General features: G+C 39.2%; 16 protein-coding genes and 6 pseudogenes. 4 read left to right on the top strand and 18 right to left on the bottom strand.

Annotated features, from left to right (window positions below):
• Positions 1-209 precede the first annotated feature (209 nt).
• The 15 genes and pseudogenes from D7Y06_RS20545 to D7Y06_RS20475 form a co-directional block, all read right to left on the bottom strand.
• Positions 210-1241, bottom strand: coding sequence for a sensor histidine kinase (locus D7Y06_RS20545; RefSeq protein WP_120409517.1), 1032 nt, complete (start codon positions 1239-1241; stop codon positions 210-212).
• The gene (locus D7Y06_RS20540) at positions 1238-1930 is read right to left on the bottom strand and encodes a response regulator transcription factor (RefSeq protein WP_120409518.1); all 693 of its coding nucleotides are present in this window, start codon (positions 1928-1930) and stop codon (positions 1238-1240) included. The genes D7Y06_RS20545 and D7Y06_RS20540 overlap by 4 nt, the downstream gene beginning before the upstream one ends.
• 209 nt (positions 1931-2139) lie before the next feature.
• Positions 2140-2250 (bottom strand): annotated as a pseudogene (locus D7Y06_RS20535) (helix-turn-helix domain-containing protein); the annotation flags it as partial.
• A 112-nt stretch (positions 2251-2362) separates the two neighbouring features.
• Complete coding sequence (locus D7Y06_RS26125; RefSeq protein ID WP_158591442.1) at positions 2363-2506, bottom strand: hypothetical protein; 144 nt, start codon at positions 2504-2506, stop codon at positions 2363-2365.
• 77 nt (positions 2507-2583) lie between these two features.
• Positions 2584-2907, bottom strand: a complete 324-nt coding sequence (locus D7Y06_RS20530; RefSeq protein ID WP_120409516.1) for a FeoA family protein — start codon at positions 2905-2907, stop codon at positions 2584-2586.
• A complete protein-coding gene (locus tag D7Y06_RS28660) occupies positions 2904-3155 on the bottom strand; it encodes an ArsR/SmtB family transcription factor (protein ID WP_158591441.1) in 252 nt (83 codons plus the stop codon). The genes D7Y06_RS20530 and D7Y06_RS28660 overlap by 4 nt, the downstream gene beginning before the upstream one ends.
• A gap of 13 nt (positions 3156-3168) precedes the next feature.
• Positions 3169-3336 (bottom strand): annotated as a pseudogene (locus D7Y06_RS28395) (radical SAM protein); the annotation flags it as partial.
• Positions 3337-3493: 157 nt separating this feature from the next.
• Complete coding sequence (locus D7Y06_RS20515; RefSeq protein ID WP_120409514.1) at positions 3494-4126, bottom strand: GyrI-like domain-containing protein; 633 nt, start codon at positions 4124-4126, stop codon at positions 3494-3496.
• A 68-nt stretch (positions 4127-4194) separates the two neighbouring features.
• On the bottom strand, positions 4195-5091 hold the full coding sequence (locus D7Y06_RS20510) for a helix-turn-helix transcriptional regulator (protein ID WP_120409513.1): 897 nt from the start codon (positions 5089-5091) through the stop codon (positions 4195-4197).
• Between the two features lie 156 nt (positions 5092-5247).
• Positions 5248-5487 (bottom strand): aminotransferase class III-fold pyridoxal phosphate-dependent enzyme, encoded by a 240-nt coding sequence (locus D7Y06_RS28390; RefSeq protein WP_334295005.1) that lies wholly within the window; start codon positions 5485-5487, stop codon positions 5248-5250.
• Positions 5488-5628: 141 nt separating this feature from the next.
• Positions 5629-6051 (bottom strand): LysE family transporter, encoded by a 423-nt coding sequence (locus D7Y06_RS20500; RefSeq protein WP_243119423.1) that lies wholly within the window; start codon positions 6049-6051, stop codon positions 5629-5631.
• A 23-nt stretch (positions 6052-6074) separates the two neighbouring features.
• Positions 6075-6266, bottom strand: a pseudogene (locus tag D7Y06_RS20495) (LysR family transcriptional regulator); the annotation flags it as partial.
• Positions 6267-6827: 561 nt separating this feature from the next.
• The gene (locus tag D7Y06_RS20490) at positions 6828-8147 is read right to left on the bottom strand and encodes an aminopeptidase C (protein WP_120409512.1); all 1320 of its coding nucleotides are present in this window, start codon (positions 8145-8147) and stop codon (positions 6828-6830) included.
• A gap of 807 nt (positions 8148-8954) precedes the next feature.
• On the bottom strand, positions 8955-10559 hold the full coding sequence (locus D7Y06_RS20480) for an ABC transporter ATP-binding protein (protein ID WP_120409511.1): 1605 nt from the start codon (positions 10557-10559) through the stop codon (positions 8955-8957).
• Positions 10556-11560: a helix-turn-helix domain-containing protein gene (locus D7Y06_RS20475; protein ID WP_158591440.1), complete on the bottom strand. Its 1005-nt coding sequence runs from the start codon at positions 11558-11560 to the stop codon at positions 10556-10558. Before D7Y06_RS20475 ends, D7Y06_RS20480 begins: the two co-directional genes overlap by 4 nt.
• 539 nt (positions 11561-12099) lie before the next feature.
• Between D7Y06_RS20475 and D7Y06_RS20470 the strand changes: the two genes are divergently transcribed.
• On the top strand, positions 12100-12597 hold the full coding sequence (locus D7Y06_RS20470) for a hypothetical protein (protein WP_120409509.1): 498 nt from the start codon (positions 12100-12102) through the stop codon (positions 12595-12597).
• Between the two features lie 3 nt (positions 12598-12600).
• Positions 12601-12834, top strand: a complete 234-nt coding sequence (locus tag D7Y06_RS20465) for a hypothetical protein (RefSeq protein WP_147415728.1) — start codon at positions 12601-12603, stop codon at positions 12832-12834.
• A 140-nt stretch (positions 12835-12974) separates the two neighbouring features.
• On the opposite strand, the pseudogene D7Y06_RS20460 reads toward D7Y06_RS20465, so the two are convergent.
• Positions 12975-13316 (bottom strand): annotated as a pseudogene (locus D7Y06_RS20460) (recombinase family protein); the annotation flags it as partial.
• Between the two features lie 62 nt (positions 13317-13378).
• Here D7Y06_RS20460 and D7Y06_RS20455 point away from each other — a divergent pair.
• Positions 13379-13903 (top strand): HXXEE domain-containing protein, encoded by a 525-nt coding sequence (locus tag D7Y06_RS20455; protein WP_158591439.1) that lies wholly within the window; start codon positions 13379-13381, stop codon positions 13901-13903.
• 68 nt (positions 13904-13971) lie between these two features.
• Entirely contained in the window at positions 13972-14211 is a 240-nt protein-coding gene (locus tag D7Y06_RS20450) for a hypothetical protein (protein WP_120409506.1), read from the top strand.
• 195 nt (positions 14212-14406) lie between these two features.
• On the opposite strand, the pseudogene D7Y06_RS20445 reads toward D7Y06_RS20450, so the two are convergent.
• Both D7Y06_RS20445 and D7Y06_RS28385 read right to left on the bottom strand, forming a co-directional pair.
• Positions 14407-14538: pseudogene (locus D7Y06_RS20445) on the bottom strand (TraM recognition domain-containing protein); the annotation flags it as partial.
• 107 nt (positions 14539-14645) lie between these two features.
• Positions 14646-14801: pseudogene (locus D7Y06_RS28385) on the bottom strand (HNH endonuclease); the annotation flags it as partial.
• Between the last annotated feature and the right edge of the window lie 71 nt (positions 14802-14872).

Below are 14872 nucleotides of genomic sequence, written 5' to 3'. Positions count from 1 at the left end.
TTTTTTAGGTCGATAGTCTGTAAAACGCTCATATTCAAAACTCCTTTCAAGGCTTCCTGCCTGTTGATAAGAGTATTATAAAACCCAAATGTCCGCGAAATGTTACAGCGGCCAAAAAATTTCATTGAAAATAGGTATAAAATATTACAACTCTCGGACATTTCAAAAAAATTTACGGCGGGCAGCCGGAAATGGCCGTCCGCCGCGTTCTATTTTGTCGGCAGCATAATGGAAAATTCCGAACCCTTGCCCAGCTCCGAAACCACTTTGATATAGCCGCCCTGCCGCGTTACGATCCCGCGGGCCAGATACAGGCCAATGCCCACGCCCTCCTGTTCGTGTACTTCTTCCTCACGATAGAAGCGCCGGAAGATGGCGGCCTGATTGCTTTCGGAAATGCCCTTGCCGGTGTCGGTCACTTTAATCTCCACATACATTTCCCACAGCACCACCGACACAGCGATTTTCCCGCCTGCCGGGGTGTACTTCACCGCATTGTCCAGCAGGTTAAAAAGGGCTTCGGATGTCCATTTGCTGTCATGGGAAACGGCCAAATCCTCAGGGCAGTCCACGGACACAGCGATTTCCTTTTTCTCCGCTGCATACACAATCCCACTCATAGCCTGCGCCACGGTATCAAAAAGGCGGCCCGTTTTCTTATCCAACTGGATCACGCCCGTTTCCAGCCGGGAGGTTTTCACAAGGGCCTGAAAGAGAAAGTCCAGCTTATCCGTCTGACTGCGGATTCCCCGGATAAAGTCAGTGCGCTCCGCCTCGGTCATGGGCTTTTCCAGCAGGGTGTCCGTCGCCATTTTCAGATTGCTTACCGGCGTTTTCACCTGATGGGAAATATCCGATACAAGGGTCTGTAACTCCTGCCGTTCCTCGTCCACAAGACGGCGGTTCTCCTGCATGATCTGGTAAAACCTTGCCAGCCGGTGTCCGATTCTGGCGAGCTGGGTTTCGCTGTCCTCCGGACGTTTTGGCGCTTCGTTCCCGGCGATCATGTGGTCTAAAGTCTGGCACAGGTCAGCGGTAAACTGTGACAGCCGCTTTCCAAAGGCCTGCGTCAGTACAAAAATCCCTATAAGGGCGCACAGCAGCAGCGCCCCGCCAGTCAGCAGCACCGCTGCCTGTTTTGTCACAAAAAACAGGGCAATGGTAATCCCGGACATGGAGAGAACAAGTCCTATTGCTGCCAGGCCAAACAGCCGCTTTACCGAGAGGTTCTTAAACTTCATTTCGCCTCGCCTCCCGTCCACTGATAGCCCATGCCGTAAACGGTCTTGATGTAGGGCGCACCTCCGTCAGATTCTATCTTGCTGCGAATCCGGCTGATGGAGGTTGTCAAGGTGTGTTCATCCACAAATTTCTCGTCTATATCCCACAGCTTTTCCAAAAGCTGTCCACGGGTCAGCACTTGCCGGGGATTTTTGCGGAACAGGTTCAGCATTTTGTACTCCATCGGGGATAGGGTCAGGGGCTTGCCGTTTAAGGAAGCTGTCTGCTCCGAGAAGTCCAGAAACAGCCGCCCATCGTCGTAAATGTCCTTGGCCGGTTTGTGGTGTTCCAGCATGGCGAACATGGCTTTGATTTTCCGCTGCAAGGCTCCGATCACAAAGGGCTTTGTGATGTAGTCCACCGCGCCCACCTCATAGCCCCGTATCTGGTCGCTTTCCTGATCGTTGGCGGTCAGGAAGATTACAATGGTGTCCGGGCGCTGTGGCTTTATCAGCCTGCACAGTTCAAAACCGTTCCCATCCGGCAGGTTGATGTCCAGCAGCACTAAATCAAATTCCCGATGGCGCAGGACATCGTCTGCGGTTCTGGCATTTAGGGCAGAAGTCACGCCGTAGCCGTCTGCGGTCAGGTTATAGGCCAACATTTTATTCAAAAAACTGTCGTCCTCGACAATTAAAATCTGCTTCATATCCTCACTTCCTTTTCTTTTTGCAGATAGTATAACAGACAAATGTCCGAGAATTGTTACAAGGACAAATCTATTTATCATTTTACAGCTTTTTTCTGTGTACTGCAATTTTATAAAAGAAAGGACAGCAGTATCAAATTGCTGTCCTTGCGGCTTATTATAGCTGGTAGTGTATAAGTATGGGTTCATCATATTTGGTGTGGTATCTATTTTGAAACCGCCCTATTACTAATGTTAATCTTTTCTGCCAGCTGTAACTGAGTAAGATTTTTTTCTTTACGACATTCAGCAATAAATTTTCCAATTTTTTCTTGATTCATTTCTTACCTCCTAGTTTTATCACATAATAAGCATTTTCTTGGAAGGAACTATTGGTTGATTCTCTAATTCAACCATCAGTTGACTACTAGTACATCGAATAATTAATGCCGGCTATTCTTTATCTTTTTTTGCCTGTAGTTTTTTGTCAAACATTTCAATGTGATATTTTAACCGCATAATTTCATCATCTATCTGTCGGCAATTAATAACCACCTGTAACTTTCCTTTTATATGTTCAATCATCTGAATATCCATTTGTCACCTCTAACACAATTATAAACACCTATACTGCCTTTCTCAAAATTCTAATGTGAAAAGTACGAATACAGACACTAAGATTCCAGAAAAAAGCGAAAGAGATTTAACCCTCTGCCGCTGTACTGCCTATGTGTAAATAATTTCCTCGTGCCATACGTTTTTGTCGCTTTGGTATGAACCTTTTCCACTGTGATTTTTTTTGCTTCATCAAGCCGCAAAATCAGTTCATAACCTCTTAACTCAATCTGCACCGGATCACCCATCGGCGCAATCTTTTGGAGCGTAACCTCTGTTTTCGGTGTAAGCCCCATATCCAGTAAATGATGCCTGAGTGCGCCTGTTCCGCCTACGGAACGGATATAGGCGCTCTGTTTTAGCTTCAGATCATCCATTGTCATTTCATTTTCCCATCTTTGCGCCGTTTAACCAATTTATTTGATTTCAGCAAATTTAACTGGTGTGACACCGCAGACTGGGTCATTCCAAGCTGCTCTGCCAGATCGCTGACATGCGCATCCTGCTCCATTAAAAGAAGCAGGATACGGATATGGGTAGGGTTCCCCAGCATCTTGAAAAACTCAGTTAAAATGTACAGATTGCTTTCTTTAAGCCCTGCGTAAAGTTGACTGTCCTGATATTCCGCCAAAGGAACCCCTCCTTCCAAAGCAAATAACGCCATAAACCTTTGCTTCCATACACATATCCAAAATACCAGAAATATTATCTTCAGTATCGTTAATAAACGACAAAATTGGTGTCAACCATACAACTGTTGATATCCTTAAATCTCTCAGCTTTTTCAATACTTCAAAGCGTTCCTTTGAGCTTCTTTCTTTTTTTCATCACTCGAAAAATCAAAAGAAGTAGATAATTCTTTTTCTGTTAATCCAGAAACAAGTATGTTTTACTTTTCATAATTATTGGCTGCGGCTGTTAGTAAATCTGTTTTTGTTGTTGGTCTGCCCATATTTATTTTCCTTTCTTTTATAACAATATGTTCTCTATATCTGTGACTTTATATCTCAAAATAGTTTTTAAGTTGACTTTTTCTGTACGGTTAGCATTATTCAAATATATTTCACGATGTTCTTTTCCCATACGCCTGTAACCGTGTTCCATACAATATCTATCCATAATCTCAAATGACGCAGGCTCATCATCAAACGCTCCTTTGTGCAATACTTGAATGCACATGCCATCGCAGATTGTTTCAAAAGAAACATCTGTGAGATACGGATTGTATTTCTTGCTCTTAACTGCCTCTAATGAATTATCAAACATTTCTCTGGTAATAAAATCTGGTTGTCGTATCATGATGCGGTACTGCAATTCCTCTTTTACCAAATATCCTTTTTCAGAAGCCGTGCTCCATATCCCCTCTAAAGGATATACGGTATAATCTGTTATTTCGTTGCTTTTTTCGGCAAGTGTTTTATATGCCATTTTAATTTTATAAGCTATCGAAAACAGAGTAGCAACCTTATCTGAAAAGATTTCATCATTAGGATTTCCACTGCCAGAGAGAATGATATATTTCCAGGCAGGAATATCAATCACACAAGGTTTCGTTTTTACACCATATATTTCTTTCTCCTGCTTTTTCCATTCATGTTTCATTTTCAGTCCCCGCTTTCTCAAATAGAATTTACAGGCAAATTATATTACACATATACTGACATCCTATGTCAGGATTTATATTTTTCATAGATTTTCTTTGCCTGCTCCGCCACAATGTCTTTCAGATACGCAGGCTCTATAATATCTACTTGTGTTCCGAATGACAATAAATACCCTATCAGCCATTCATCCTCTGGCATTTCGACGGATACGATTAAATCTCCATTTTCTTTTTTTCTTACCCTCGTTTTATCAAATTCATCATAAACACGATATGATATATTTTTCGGGAAACGCAATACGATTGTATTGTAGGCTTGCCCCAGTGTTTCATCTAATTCTGGGAAAGAACTTTTGCAAAAACTGTCTGTGCGCATTTCTAAATCTATAATGCGGGTCAGCTTAAAAACACGATAATCCTGTTTTTCCGTACAATATGCTTTTAAGTACCACGACATAGACTTATATGACATTTTTAGCGGCTTAATAATTCTTTCGCTAATTGTTCCGTAGGAATTTGCATAGGTTATTTTTACGCACTTTTGATGAATTACCGCTGATTTTAGCAATTCAAATTTCTCATTGTCAGTTCCATTATTGCCCCATCTGGAAAAATCCACTTCAAGCCAGTTTTCCGAACTCATATTAAATATTGCAGAAAGTTTTTGCAATGTTTGATTGTTGCCAATATTGTTCATAGAATTAATACTTTGTAAGGCTGTTAGAATTTCCTGCTTTTCTTCTTCTGACAGCACTGTCTTATCTAAAACAAAATCATTCATTAGATGAATACCGCCGTTTCGCCCTGCTTCTGCATAAATAGGAACACCTGCGCCACTTAGAGCATCAATATCCCTGTAAATTGTCCTTACAGAAACTTCAAATTTTTCTGCTAATTCTGGAGCAGTAGCCTGTCCTTTATCAAGTAAATGATACACAATTTTAAATAATCTGCTTTCCTGCATTGCCAGTTCCTCCTTGGATAATAGAATACCATCAAAATCCTGACACTATATGGCAACATTAATTATAATCATTTTTCTGCGATGCTTTTCAAAGCTAAAAAGAAGAGCAAGGTATTAAATCCCCGCCCTCCAATTTTAATACTTTTTGCGTTACAACTATTCGTATATGATTTCTTTCTCCACAATCTCCCTTGCACACCTCCTGCAATTGCCGTCTATTGTCCGCCTCCACATACCGGAACCCTTTTGTAAATGAAAAAAATACTGATGGAAAGAATCCTGCCCTGTTGCCGCCAGCGTGGTAACCGTCCTTCCATGGAAAGAATTTTTAAGAGTAATGATCTGGTTACAGTTTTCCCCTTTCTTTTCCCTCCCGTATTTCCTCGCAGCCTTGATAGCTCCTTCATTTGCTTCCGCCGTGGCACCATGCCCACACCGAACTGCAACAGGGAAACACTGATATGTATGGGAAATTTACTCCCTGTTCTTATGGAAAACATCCTGACTCGTCATAATAACCTCCATATCCAAAGATATCTATTTCAATATGCTGTATACACATTCCAATAATGCGCCAGCAAGGATTATGTTAATCAGACGGTAATGCCGCAGATAGATTTTCTGAATCACCAACCCCGTACCAATCCATGCCGATGTAGCAACCGTTCCAATCGTTGCGATCACAAGTTCAAAGAATACCAGCACCGGCAGAGACGTACTGAAATTGGTCACATATCCGGTCAATGCGGTGATTCCAAACAGATAAATCTTCACATTCACAAACTGCAGCATAAACCCTTTCCAAAAAGATGCCGACCTCTCCCCGCCTTCTTCGTCCGGACGACTGACAGCAATATGGACTGCCAGCCAGAGAATATACGCCGCTCCCACATACTTCATCACCCCAAGCATATCCGGCAGAAACGTACTCACCCCATAGACAAATACCGCACAGACCATCTGAACCACATAATACCCGGAGAAAATTCCATCCCCTCCGTAGTTAATGCAACCCCCGCCCGGCAACGGTTAAAAATGGTAATCTTTGCTTCACTCTCCACTTCTTTGATCGCTCCGGAAAGGCTTGGCTGTGAAATGAACAATTCTTTTGCCGCTTCTGTAATAGAACCCTTTTCCGCTACCGTAATCACATATTTTAATTGCTGTAATGTCATATCCGTTCCTCCAGTCATGCCCCTATTATATAAGTGATACCAAACAAATACAAGCAATACTATTTTTAAAATTTTCCTGCTTGCTTTCACACCAAAAATGCGTAAGCTGTCACTCACAAGGCAAGCAGCCGATACCCCGGCCCCGGAGGAAACGGCACTGGCCATCATCCCGGAAAACCACCGATACTGAAAGCGGCAAAGCCGGAGGAAGCCGAGGCCAATCAGAAAGCCAACACCATGGAAATTAGCTACAATATAACCGGCCCCGCCGTAAAGAGCTGGCAACCGCAGTAGGCGACTTCATCGGAACAGCTCCGGTATACCAGAAAGCCCGCAGAAGGCTTTTTCAAGACTTACAGAAAAACATCCCTCCGAAATGGAAGGCTTATTTTGTATCAAAAAACCCCCTTACAAAATAATAATACTTCCAAAGTTGCTAAAGCGTAACAAACCATTAGCCAGCACAACTTTTCTCCTTATTCACTTTATTACATGTTGCTAGCACCATGTCTATAAGATTACCGAAGAAAATCGTCCCTTCGTTTCCATTGAACATGCTTATTACATAATATCCCATATATTGAAAAGATATTTGTTTTGCTGTTTCTTACTACTAATTTCCATTATATACTTTTTACTTATAACGGCACTTAGAACATACTTTTCAAACCACGAATCCGAGCAAATATAGTATCCTTTATGTAAGCCATCTGTTCCGTAAGAATTCTCTATTTTCCACCGTTCTGGCATTCCATCTTCTCCTAAATGAACACCTGTTAACATCATAGAATGACTTGCAATTCCAGCTTTTAATTGGAAATAATCCTTCCTACTCATTTCAAAATCAAAGCCTGTCACATCCACATAATCAAAACTATTATCGTCCCACAGCTGTAATTCCTCCATGCACATTTTGTCGTCATCAACCATACATACCACAGGAATTCCATCCTTTAGTTGTTCGATACATTTTTCTTTTAATTCATATAACGGAAGGTTTAGAAACTGTTCCTCCTGACCACCTACCACTTGAAAAACATCCGTCAATACACATGTTTCTCCAAAAGGCAATTTTTCATAAGGGAGAGAGATGATATTTACAAACTGATCCAAAAATTCTCCTACAAAATCATTATAGAAAGCTTTGGGAGTGTATTGTTTCTTTTGCTTTTCATCTTCAAATGTATAAGTGAAAATATCCGGCGGGCAACCATAACATCTGCATAAAAAAGTAAAAATCTTTTTCAATGCCTGCTCTTTTATTTCTACAATATTCTCTATATTTTGTCCCTCCAAAGCTGCCTTTCTCATCTCTGCGCTGATTTTTCGCAAATAAAAATTCAAACGATTATTCATCTCTTCTGTATTCGAGGACTGAAATGTTTCCGTCATTATTTCCGCTGGAACAATTCCATATTTTTTTACAAGTTCTTTGAAATTCGTCCAAAACCCTCCGTCTGTTACCGCATATTGAAACCATGAATAAACTTCTCTTTTATTATAGGATTCATTCCTATATTGAATCGCTTTTTCCAAAAAACAATTTGCTTTCTCCAATTTATCCCAAAAGCAAAGATAGCCCAAAGAAAGCTGAAAATTCGCAGATTGCGGAGTACTTTTTCTAAGCCCTTTTACTATATGTTCTCTCAAAAGATTCAATCCCGCAACAATCCAACATCTTCCAGCATTACCCTGTGCAACAGCCTCCATCGTTGAAATGTCTACAGAAAATTCAAAAGGTTGTAACTTTGCTTTTTCTTTATCAAATGCAATATCTGATATATATTTCTTTGCATATTCTTCTTCATATATACTGTTTTTTACATCTGACCTATACGCTTCTTTATTGCTTTGAATCCAAACAGTTGTAATTTCTTTCATTTTGATCAAGTCCTCCCTAAAATCAAAAAATATTCATTTCACGCAGTATGTCGCTCATCTACTTTACTAAATTTCTTGGCAAAATATTATACGGCAATTTATTATATCACTTTCCCACTCCATTTTCCACAAAACATGGGACATAGCAACCGCCACGCCCCACATCTCTTATCGTTCCAACGACTTTTCAATCTTCTGTTTCGTAAAGGTCTGTATTCGCTACGATTTTAGCACACAGACGTATCGTAACTTTTTTCTCCATATCGTCATATCCTATCAATCCCCTTTCCTATCGGCTCATTTCATAGGCACGTTTCGGGCGTTTAGTTGCCCTTTCTGCCTGTTCTATTGCCTTTGACCGTTCCACTCTCAACTGCACCTGTTCCCTGCTTTCATACCCTTATGGTCCTTCCCTTATATATAACAAAAACTATAATTTAGAATATTTTTTGTCAACCATTGATTTAGCCCTCCTGGGCTCTCTGTACCAGAGCCCCAAAAGCGCATTGTTTTATAAACTCTCTGCGATTGGGTTCCACATTCTCACCTCCTCGTTGGAAAGTTGGTGGTGCTTCCCCTTTTTCGCCTGGTAATACTGGCTTTTGAAAAAACGCCGAAGATTTTCCGAAATTCTTTCAAAAAGTTTTTGAGCAGCAAAATGTGCCTGTCCGAAAATTACGGATAGGCACATGGGTATTGTAAGTAGTATTTAGATGATTAGATAGTTCATATATATAAGCGTAGTTTCCCCCGGTGGTGGGCGGGCTTTTTTTCTTTTGCCGTCGTGCGGCAGAATGAGAAGTATATTTAGATTTTAATTATAGTATCAGCAAGAGAAGCCATATCAGGGTCATGCGTAATAATAATACAGGTTTTGTCTGCAAAAATAGTATGTATTGATTGCTTTACCAAATTACTTGTTTCTATATCCAAGTTTGATGTAGCTTCATCAAAAATCATTACGTCCGGGTTTTTTATAATCATTCTTGCAAGTGCAATTTTTTGTTTTTGTCCTCCCGACAGGTTTTTACCATTTTCACTTATCACTGCTTGAAGTCCGCCTGCAAATTCAGAAATATCCAATCCTGCTTTACTTAATGCTGATATAATTTCATGTTCATCAAACTGTGGTGCAATAAATCTAATGTTGTCTAATAAAGTACCCGAAAAAAGAACAATATTTTGTGCTGCAATCCCAACTCGATTTCTCAAATCTAATAAAGAGACATTTTTGATTTCAATATCGTTAATGCGAATAGAGCCGGAATAATCTTTATAAAATCCTAAAAGCAATTTTGCAATCGTTGTTTTCCCACTTCCATTTTTCCCTAATAGTGCAACTTTTTCATTTCTGCTAATTGCCATATTAAAATTATCAATAACTGTTTTTTCACTATAACCAAACGAAACATCTGAAAATATAATATTATCTATCTTTCCAACCTGCCTATTTCCACATATTTCATCTTCGGTTTTTAATTTTAGCAATTCGTTAATTCTTGTTAAAGCTGCAATACCGGGTTGTACCATAATACTAATACTTGCTAAAAGTTGTATAGGTGCAAAAATCAATAAAGCATATTGAGATACTGCCCAATAGTTTCCTAAAGACATTTTTCCTTTAATGATAAAGATACCGGAAAAAACAATAAGCAGAACGGAAGCAAAATTTGTAATTCCTACTATACCCTCGGAAGCAATATTCATCATCTTACCGCGTTTAACGGATTTATCTGCAACTTGTTTAAGTTGACGGGATATTTCAGATGAGCGTTGATTTTCCATTTTTAATTCTTTAACTGCTGAAATACCGCCTATATTTTCCTGTACTTTTCCCGATGTTTGGGCTGTTGTTTCAAGCAAAGCCTTTGACGCTTTTTTTATCTTAATGCTTGAATGATTCGTGAAAAAATATATAATAGGTAAAAACAGCAATAAAATCAATGATAATTCCCACCGAATTGAACATACAAGAACCAATGCGCCAACAAACGAAACTATACTTGTTACAAATTTTAAAAATACAGGGGAGAAAAATACATTTAATGACTCAGTTTCTTTTATACGTTCAAAAATATATCCCGTTTGTTGCTTGTCAAAAAATTCCATAGGTAACTTCAATATTTTAGTAAATAAATCGTTTTTTAAATCGGCAATAAAATAGCTGCTTGTCTTTGTTAAATTTTGACTTATAAAATAATTGACCGCAAAACTGCAAATATATACAAATCCTAAGAATATACTGCAATATGTGATTGTTTCTATTGAAGTTTTAGCGACACCCTCATCTAAAATATAACTAACAAGATATGGTGGTAAAAGTGTCAATACTGATGAAATAATCATCAAAAAAAATAGTGAAAGTATTTTTGCTTTTTTGAAATAAGAAAATAGGAAAGAATATTTTTTCATGTGGTGACCTCCTTGTTCAGCATTGTTATTAACTGTGCAAAAATTAACGTATCTCTTATTAAATCAAATGGCTTAGCTGAAAATCCGGTTTTATATACTTGAAGAAGAACACTATCATCAATCGACTTTTTCCTAAGCAGCTTAACAAATTTTTCAACTGCCTGTTCTGCATTTTCTTTATCCTTTAACAGACAATATAAGTGTGAAACATTCATATAGAGCATAAAGTAAACACTATGGTCTAATTCCAATAGTTCGGCAAGAGTAATCTGATTTTTAGTAACAGCTAAAGCTCCTTGCAAATCATTTTCTTTTTGCAAATATGAAATTTTATTTCGTAGCTCATGTAATAACTGTACCCCTAAAGAAATTATTGCGGTTTCAATCTTATTTATGACATGTTCATCAGTTCGTAATAATAAGCTGTTTGTCATATCGACAGCCGCAAAATTTTTTACTTCACTATTAGAAAAAGAAAATGGAAAATGTTTATACTGTCCTATTAACATAAACAAATGCCCTAAAACAAAATGTTTTTGTGCCTGCACATTTTCAGACGCGCAATTTTGACAAAGAGCTATCATTTGATATACTACTTTTTCTCTTATCTCCACTTCTTGAGCCAATGCAATATATGGAATAACAGCAATTATTAAATCCAGTTTCAGCCTATCGTTTGTCGGAAACAGATAGCATAATGCTTTTATTTTTTCCATTCCATTAAAATACTGTTTTTGTGCGAATAATTCCGTACATTCCTCTTTGAAATCGTTGTATTCTTTTTCTGTTAATTCATTTGAAAATCCAAATAAGCAATCTATTGAAACATTGAAGTATCGTGCAAGAATAGGAAAAAAACTTATATCGGGATACATTTGCTCATTTTCCCACTTTGAAATTGCTGCACATGAAACTCCTAATATTTCACTTAATTGTTCTTGTGTAATACCTTTTGCTTTTCTCAACCCTTGCAATATTTTTCCTACCGCTAATTTTTGCATAAGTAAACCCTCCATATATATTGTACTCTAATTGTTTTACTCGTCCCATGTACTAGTAGTTAACTTGTAATATATATTTTTGTAACCTATTGTTAATATAATGTGTTTTAGCAAAGTAATCAACACTTGAAGAACAAATCGTGGAAATATTTAAGCTAATGGTTGGAATTATATAGACATATCCAAGCAGAAAGGGGAAGGCCCACTCCTATGTGGAGCATTGGAAGGAGGCACATGAAGCGTTTTGTCAAGTGCTTTTTTGAGTTATTGACGGAAAACTTTTCGGCATGGCGGGAAACGGGGGCAGAAAAAGGGGCGTAAAACGCGCCTGTGGACGCTTAGAAGCCGTTTTCGGCGGCGAAATGGCAACGGCAAAAATACTCTCGTCCCTTGACCGTCTGGATAGTCGGAACGGGGCAAAGTGCAGATTGCTTTTCGTAATTGGGTGTGGTATAATTTTCTCCAGTACAAGCCGATAAATCGGAGCTTTCGGAAGAAGGTCATAGTTTAGAGCAAAATATATTGAAGGTATAATTATAGTGGAAAAAAACATAATAAAAAGTGCAACAAAAAGATACTTGATAATATGTTTTAGCATTACATATTTGTCATGGGGAAGCATTGCACTTTATTCCAGAATAAAAAATGTAAACTTTAATGAACACACATGGATGTTGGTGTTATATTTTATAGGTGTAATATCTCCAGCAATTTCTGCGGTATTTATTGAGAAAATATACGAAAAAAAGAAATATAAGGAAGTTATCAAAGGGATTTTTAGGCTGCCTGTTCATAAAAGAGATTGGATAATTGGATTCGTGGTAGTGTGTGCACTACAGCTATTACCATACTTTGTTTGGGACGGAGAAATTTTGAGTTCCTTTGCCAATTTAATTTTTCTAGTTCCTATGTTTTTAATCATTGGTGGAATGGAAGAAATTGGATGGAGAGGATTCTGGTTGGAACGGGAATTGCAGATAAATAATAAGAACAGAATTTGGGTAGTTCTAAAGATAGGAATGGTATGGCAGTTGTAGCATTTGCCACTATTTGTAATGCTTGGAACGTATCAGCAGTTGCGGACAAATCTTTTGGCACATAGTTTGATAAATTCTTTTAGTGATATTGTTGTGGTTCGTCAAAACTGGGTAGCAAATATTATTGCGATGGTAGTATGTGTTGGATTTTTTGCTGTAATGAATATGTGCGATGGACAAAAGACAGTACATTTGGTAATAAAAGAAGATAAGAGTCATCAAAATACAAACGTGTAGGGCTGAAGTATATCCCGATATGCTGAATGGCGTATCGCTCTGTCAGTTTTACAAACCTCTGCGCCCGCCCTCCCGCATTTTCAAAAGCGGATAACTGCTCTTTGATTTCCGCAAGTTCTGTTTTCAGCGTATAGTATTCTTCTGTCTACATAGTGGTTTCGTTTATCTCGGAAATGCTTTGCGGTCTTGAAGTTGACCACATCACCGCAATACTCCTGCCTTGTGAGGATATGGGTCAGTGTTGCCTTATTCCATTTGTAGCAGTTTTCCTCGTTCAGCGGCTTGTTTTTGCACGTCCCCCGCCCGCGCTCTTTCATGTAGAATGTGGGCGTTGGGATTTGCTCATTTTTCAGATATACGGCAACCTATTTTCGGTTTTTCCCGTCCAGAAACAGGCGGAAAATCAAGCGGACAACTTCGGCGGCTTCTTCGTCAATCAACCAAAAATCCTTGTTGTCGGGGGCTTTCACATAACCATATCGTAAATCTTTCCATGTTGGAGGAGGATGCGGTTTTTGCCTATATCTCTCATATAAAAAACAAAATGCAGATTTCCAAACAGTTCCCCAGGCAAAAAGAAATTTCTCTCTTTGGGCAGGCTATTATAAAACAACAGTACATGCTTTTGGAAGCCCTGGGCGATTTTCCAAAATGGATGTTTGAACACACGTGGCTTCCCTTCTACATGACCCACGGACACTGGATGGCAAACAACCTATTTCTCTACTACCCTATGCTGATTTTGTCTGTATTTCTATTTGCCGCAAATAAAATATTTTTCCCCTTTGGTGTAGGAATACTCATATGGGGACTCATTAACTTTTTTGACCACTTTTTCTATACCATTAAAGCCCGTAAAGTTTCCCCAGGACTTATTACGGGAACTCTGTTTCTTATCAACTCCTGTTTTGGTCTCAGGTCTTTTATTTTAGCGGAAAACTTCTCCCTCATCCCTCTCCTCACAGGGACAGTAATCGGCGGAGTGCTCTTTGGCCTGCCCATTCTGCTCTGCGTGAAAGCATATCCGGTTTTGATAAATATTTCAAATAGCACTCAGACTTTGGCATAAAACAGCCGATAATCCTATCAGATATAACTCATATCCCATGACATTTTCTGATTCAGGAGGTAAATAGTATGAAATCTGATATGACACAACTGATTGATTCCATGGAAAACACCATAAAATTACAGCATCAGGCAAGGGCTCATAAAAGAGCGGAGAAAGCGGAACGGGAAAAAAGAGAATTTCAGGAGAAATTGATGCGGGCTGCTATGAATGAAGTTGAGGTTCAGGGAAAAGCGTCCAGAATAAAAGGGAATGACAACGCAGTGCAGAGAGACCAGCTTATGACTATGATGATGGCAGGTTTTTAGGGAATGCTTTTGCATTCCCTTTTTGACCTAGTTCCACATATTGCGGCTTCTTCTTAGAGCTCGCTTGCTACCCTTTAGTGAACTTTGCGTTCAGACAAAAGCCAAAACTAAACCGCTTAAAGGAACTGTCAAAAATGTATGCCCTCTATGCACCAATCCAAGCCACCTATGTGTCTATCAAATGGGGTATAAGGCATTCAGCCCATGCGAAAGCTCCCGCCCTCTAGTTTCGGAAGTGTTGAAGCTGTCAATGGTTTCCTTGCCTAAAATCTCCGATATTTCTTTGAGGGTGGTTTTCTCCTTGCCGCCCAAGAAAAGCGTGGTGTCATGAGGTAAGGTTCAGTTAATCCTCCGAAAAGGACTTGCTTCCCCTCCCTCCCAAACCGGACGGACACATCTCTGCGTATCCGGCTTTCCGCTTGTCATCTGCGGTTTTATGAATGAATTAACTCATGGCATTCCGGACATACTACGAGCGTTTTTCTTCTCCTTTTGCGCATAAGGAGTACCCACTCTGCATTGCCCTTTAAATCTTTTAACTTTTTAACCTGATGTATCACCAGATTCCTACAATTCTTACCGCACAACTCTGGACCTATGTCAATACTTTGGACACAAAAAGTTGAAAGTTCATGCTGATTTTTTTAATTCCTCATCCTCC

This window comes from Roseburia sp. 1XD42-69, from assembly GCF_003612565.1.
Classification (GTDB): Bacteria; Bacillota; Clostridia; order Lachnospirales; family Lachnospiraceae; genus Roseburia_B.
The sequence above is the reverse complement of the archived record's forward strand: the minus strand, read 5'-3'. Positions and strand labels throughout refer to the sequence as shown.

Excerpts from the sequence above, each read along its gene's own strand:
- D7Y06_RS20545 (WP_120409517.1), bottom strand. The coding sequence starts at position 1,241 with ATGAAGTTTAAGAACCTCTCGGTAAAGCGGCTGTTTGGCCTGGCAGCA.
- D7Y06_RS20540 (WP_120409518.1), bottom strand. The coding sequence starts at position 1,930 with ATGAAGCAGATTTTAATTGTCGAGGACGACAGTTTTTTGAATAAAATG.
- D7Y06_RS26125 (WP_158591442.1), bottom strand. The coding sequence starts at position 2,506 with ATGGATATTCAGATGATTGAACATATAAAAGGAAAGTTACAGGTGGTT.
- D7Y06_RS20530 (WP_120409516.1), bottom strand. The coding sequence starts at position 2,907 with ATGACAATGGATGATCTGAAGCTAAAACAGAGCGCCTATATCCGTTCC.
- D7Y06_RS20515 (WP_120409514.1), bottom strand. The coding sequence starts at position 4,126 with ATGAAACATGAATGGAAAAAGCAGGAGAAAGAAATATATGGTGTAAAA.
- D7Y06_RS20510 (WP_120409513.1), bottom strand. The coding sequence starts at position 5,091 with ATGCAGGAAAGCAGATTATTTAAAATTGTGTATCATTTACTTGATAAA.
- D7Y06_RS20500 (WP_243119423.1), bottom strand. The coding sequence starts at position 6,051 with ATGGTCTGTGCGGTATTTGTCTATGGGGTGAGTACGTTTCTGCCGGAT.
- D7Y06_RS20490 (WP_120409512.1), bottom strand. The coding sequence starts at position 8,147 with ATGAAAGAAATTACAACTGTTTGGATTCAAAGCAATAAAGAAGCGTAT.
- D7Y06_RS20480 (WP_120409511.1), bottom strand. The coding sequence starts at position 10,559 with ATGAAAAAATATTCTTTCCTATTTTCTTATTTCAAAAAAGCAAAAATA.
- D7Y06_RS20475 (WP_158591440.1), bottom strand. The coding sequence starts at position 11,560 with ATGCAAAAATTAGCGGTAGGAAAAATATTGCAAGGGTTGAGAAAAGCA.
- D7Y06_RS20455 (WP_158591439.1), top strand. The coding sequence starts at position 13,379 with ATGCAGATTTCCAAACAGTTCCCCAGGCAAAAAGAAATTTCTCTCTTT.
- D7Y06_RS20450 (WP_120409506.1), top strand. The coding sequence starts at position 13,972 with ATGAAATCTGATATGACACAACTGATTGATTCCATGGAAAACACCATA.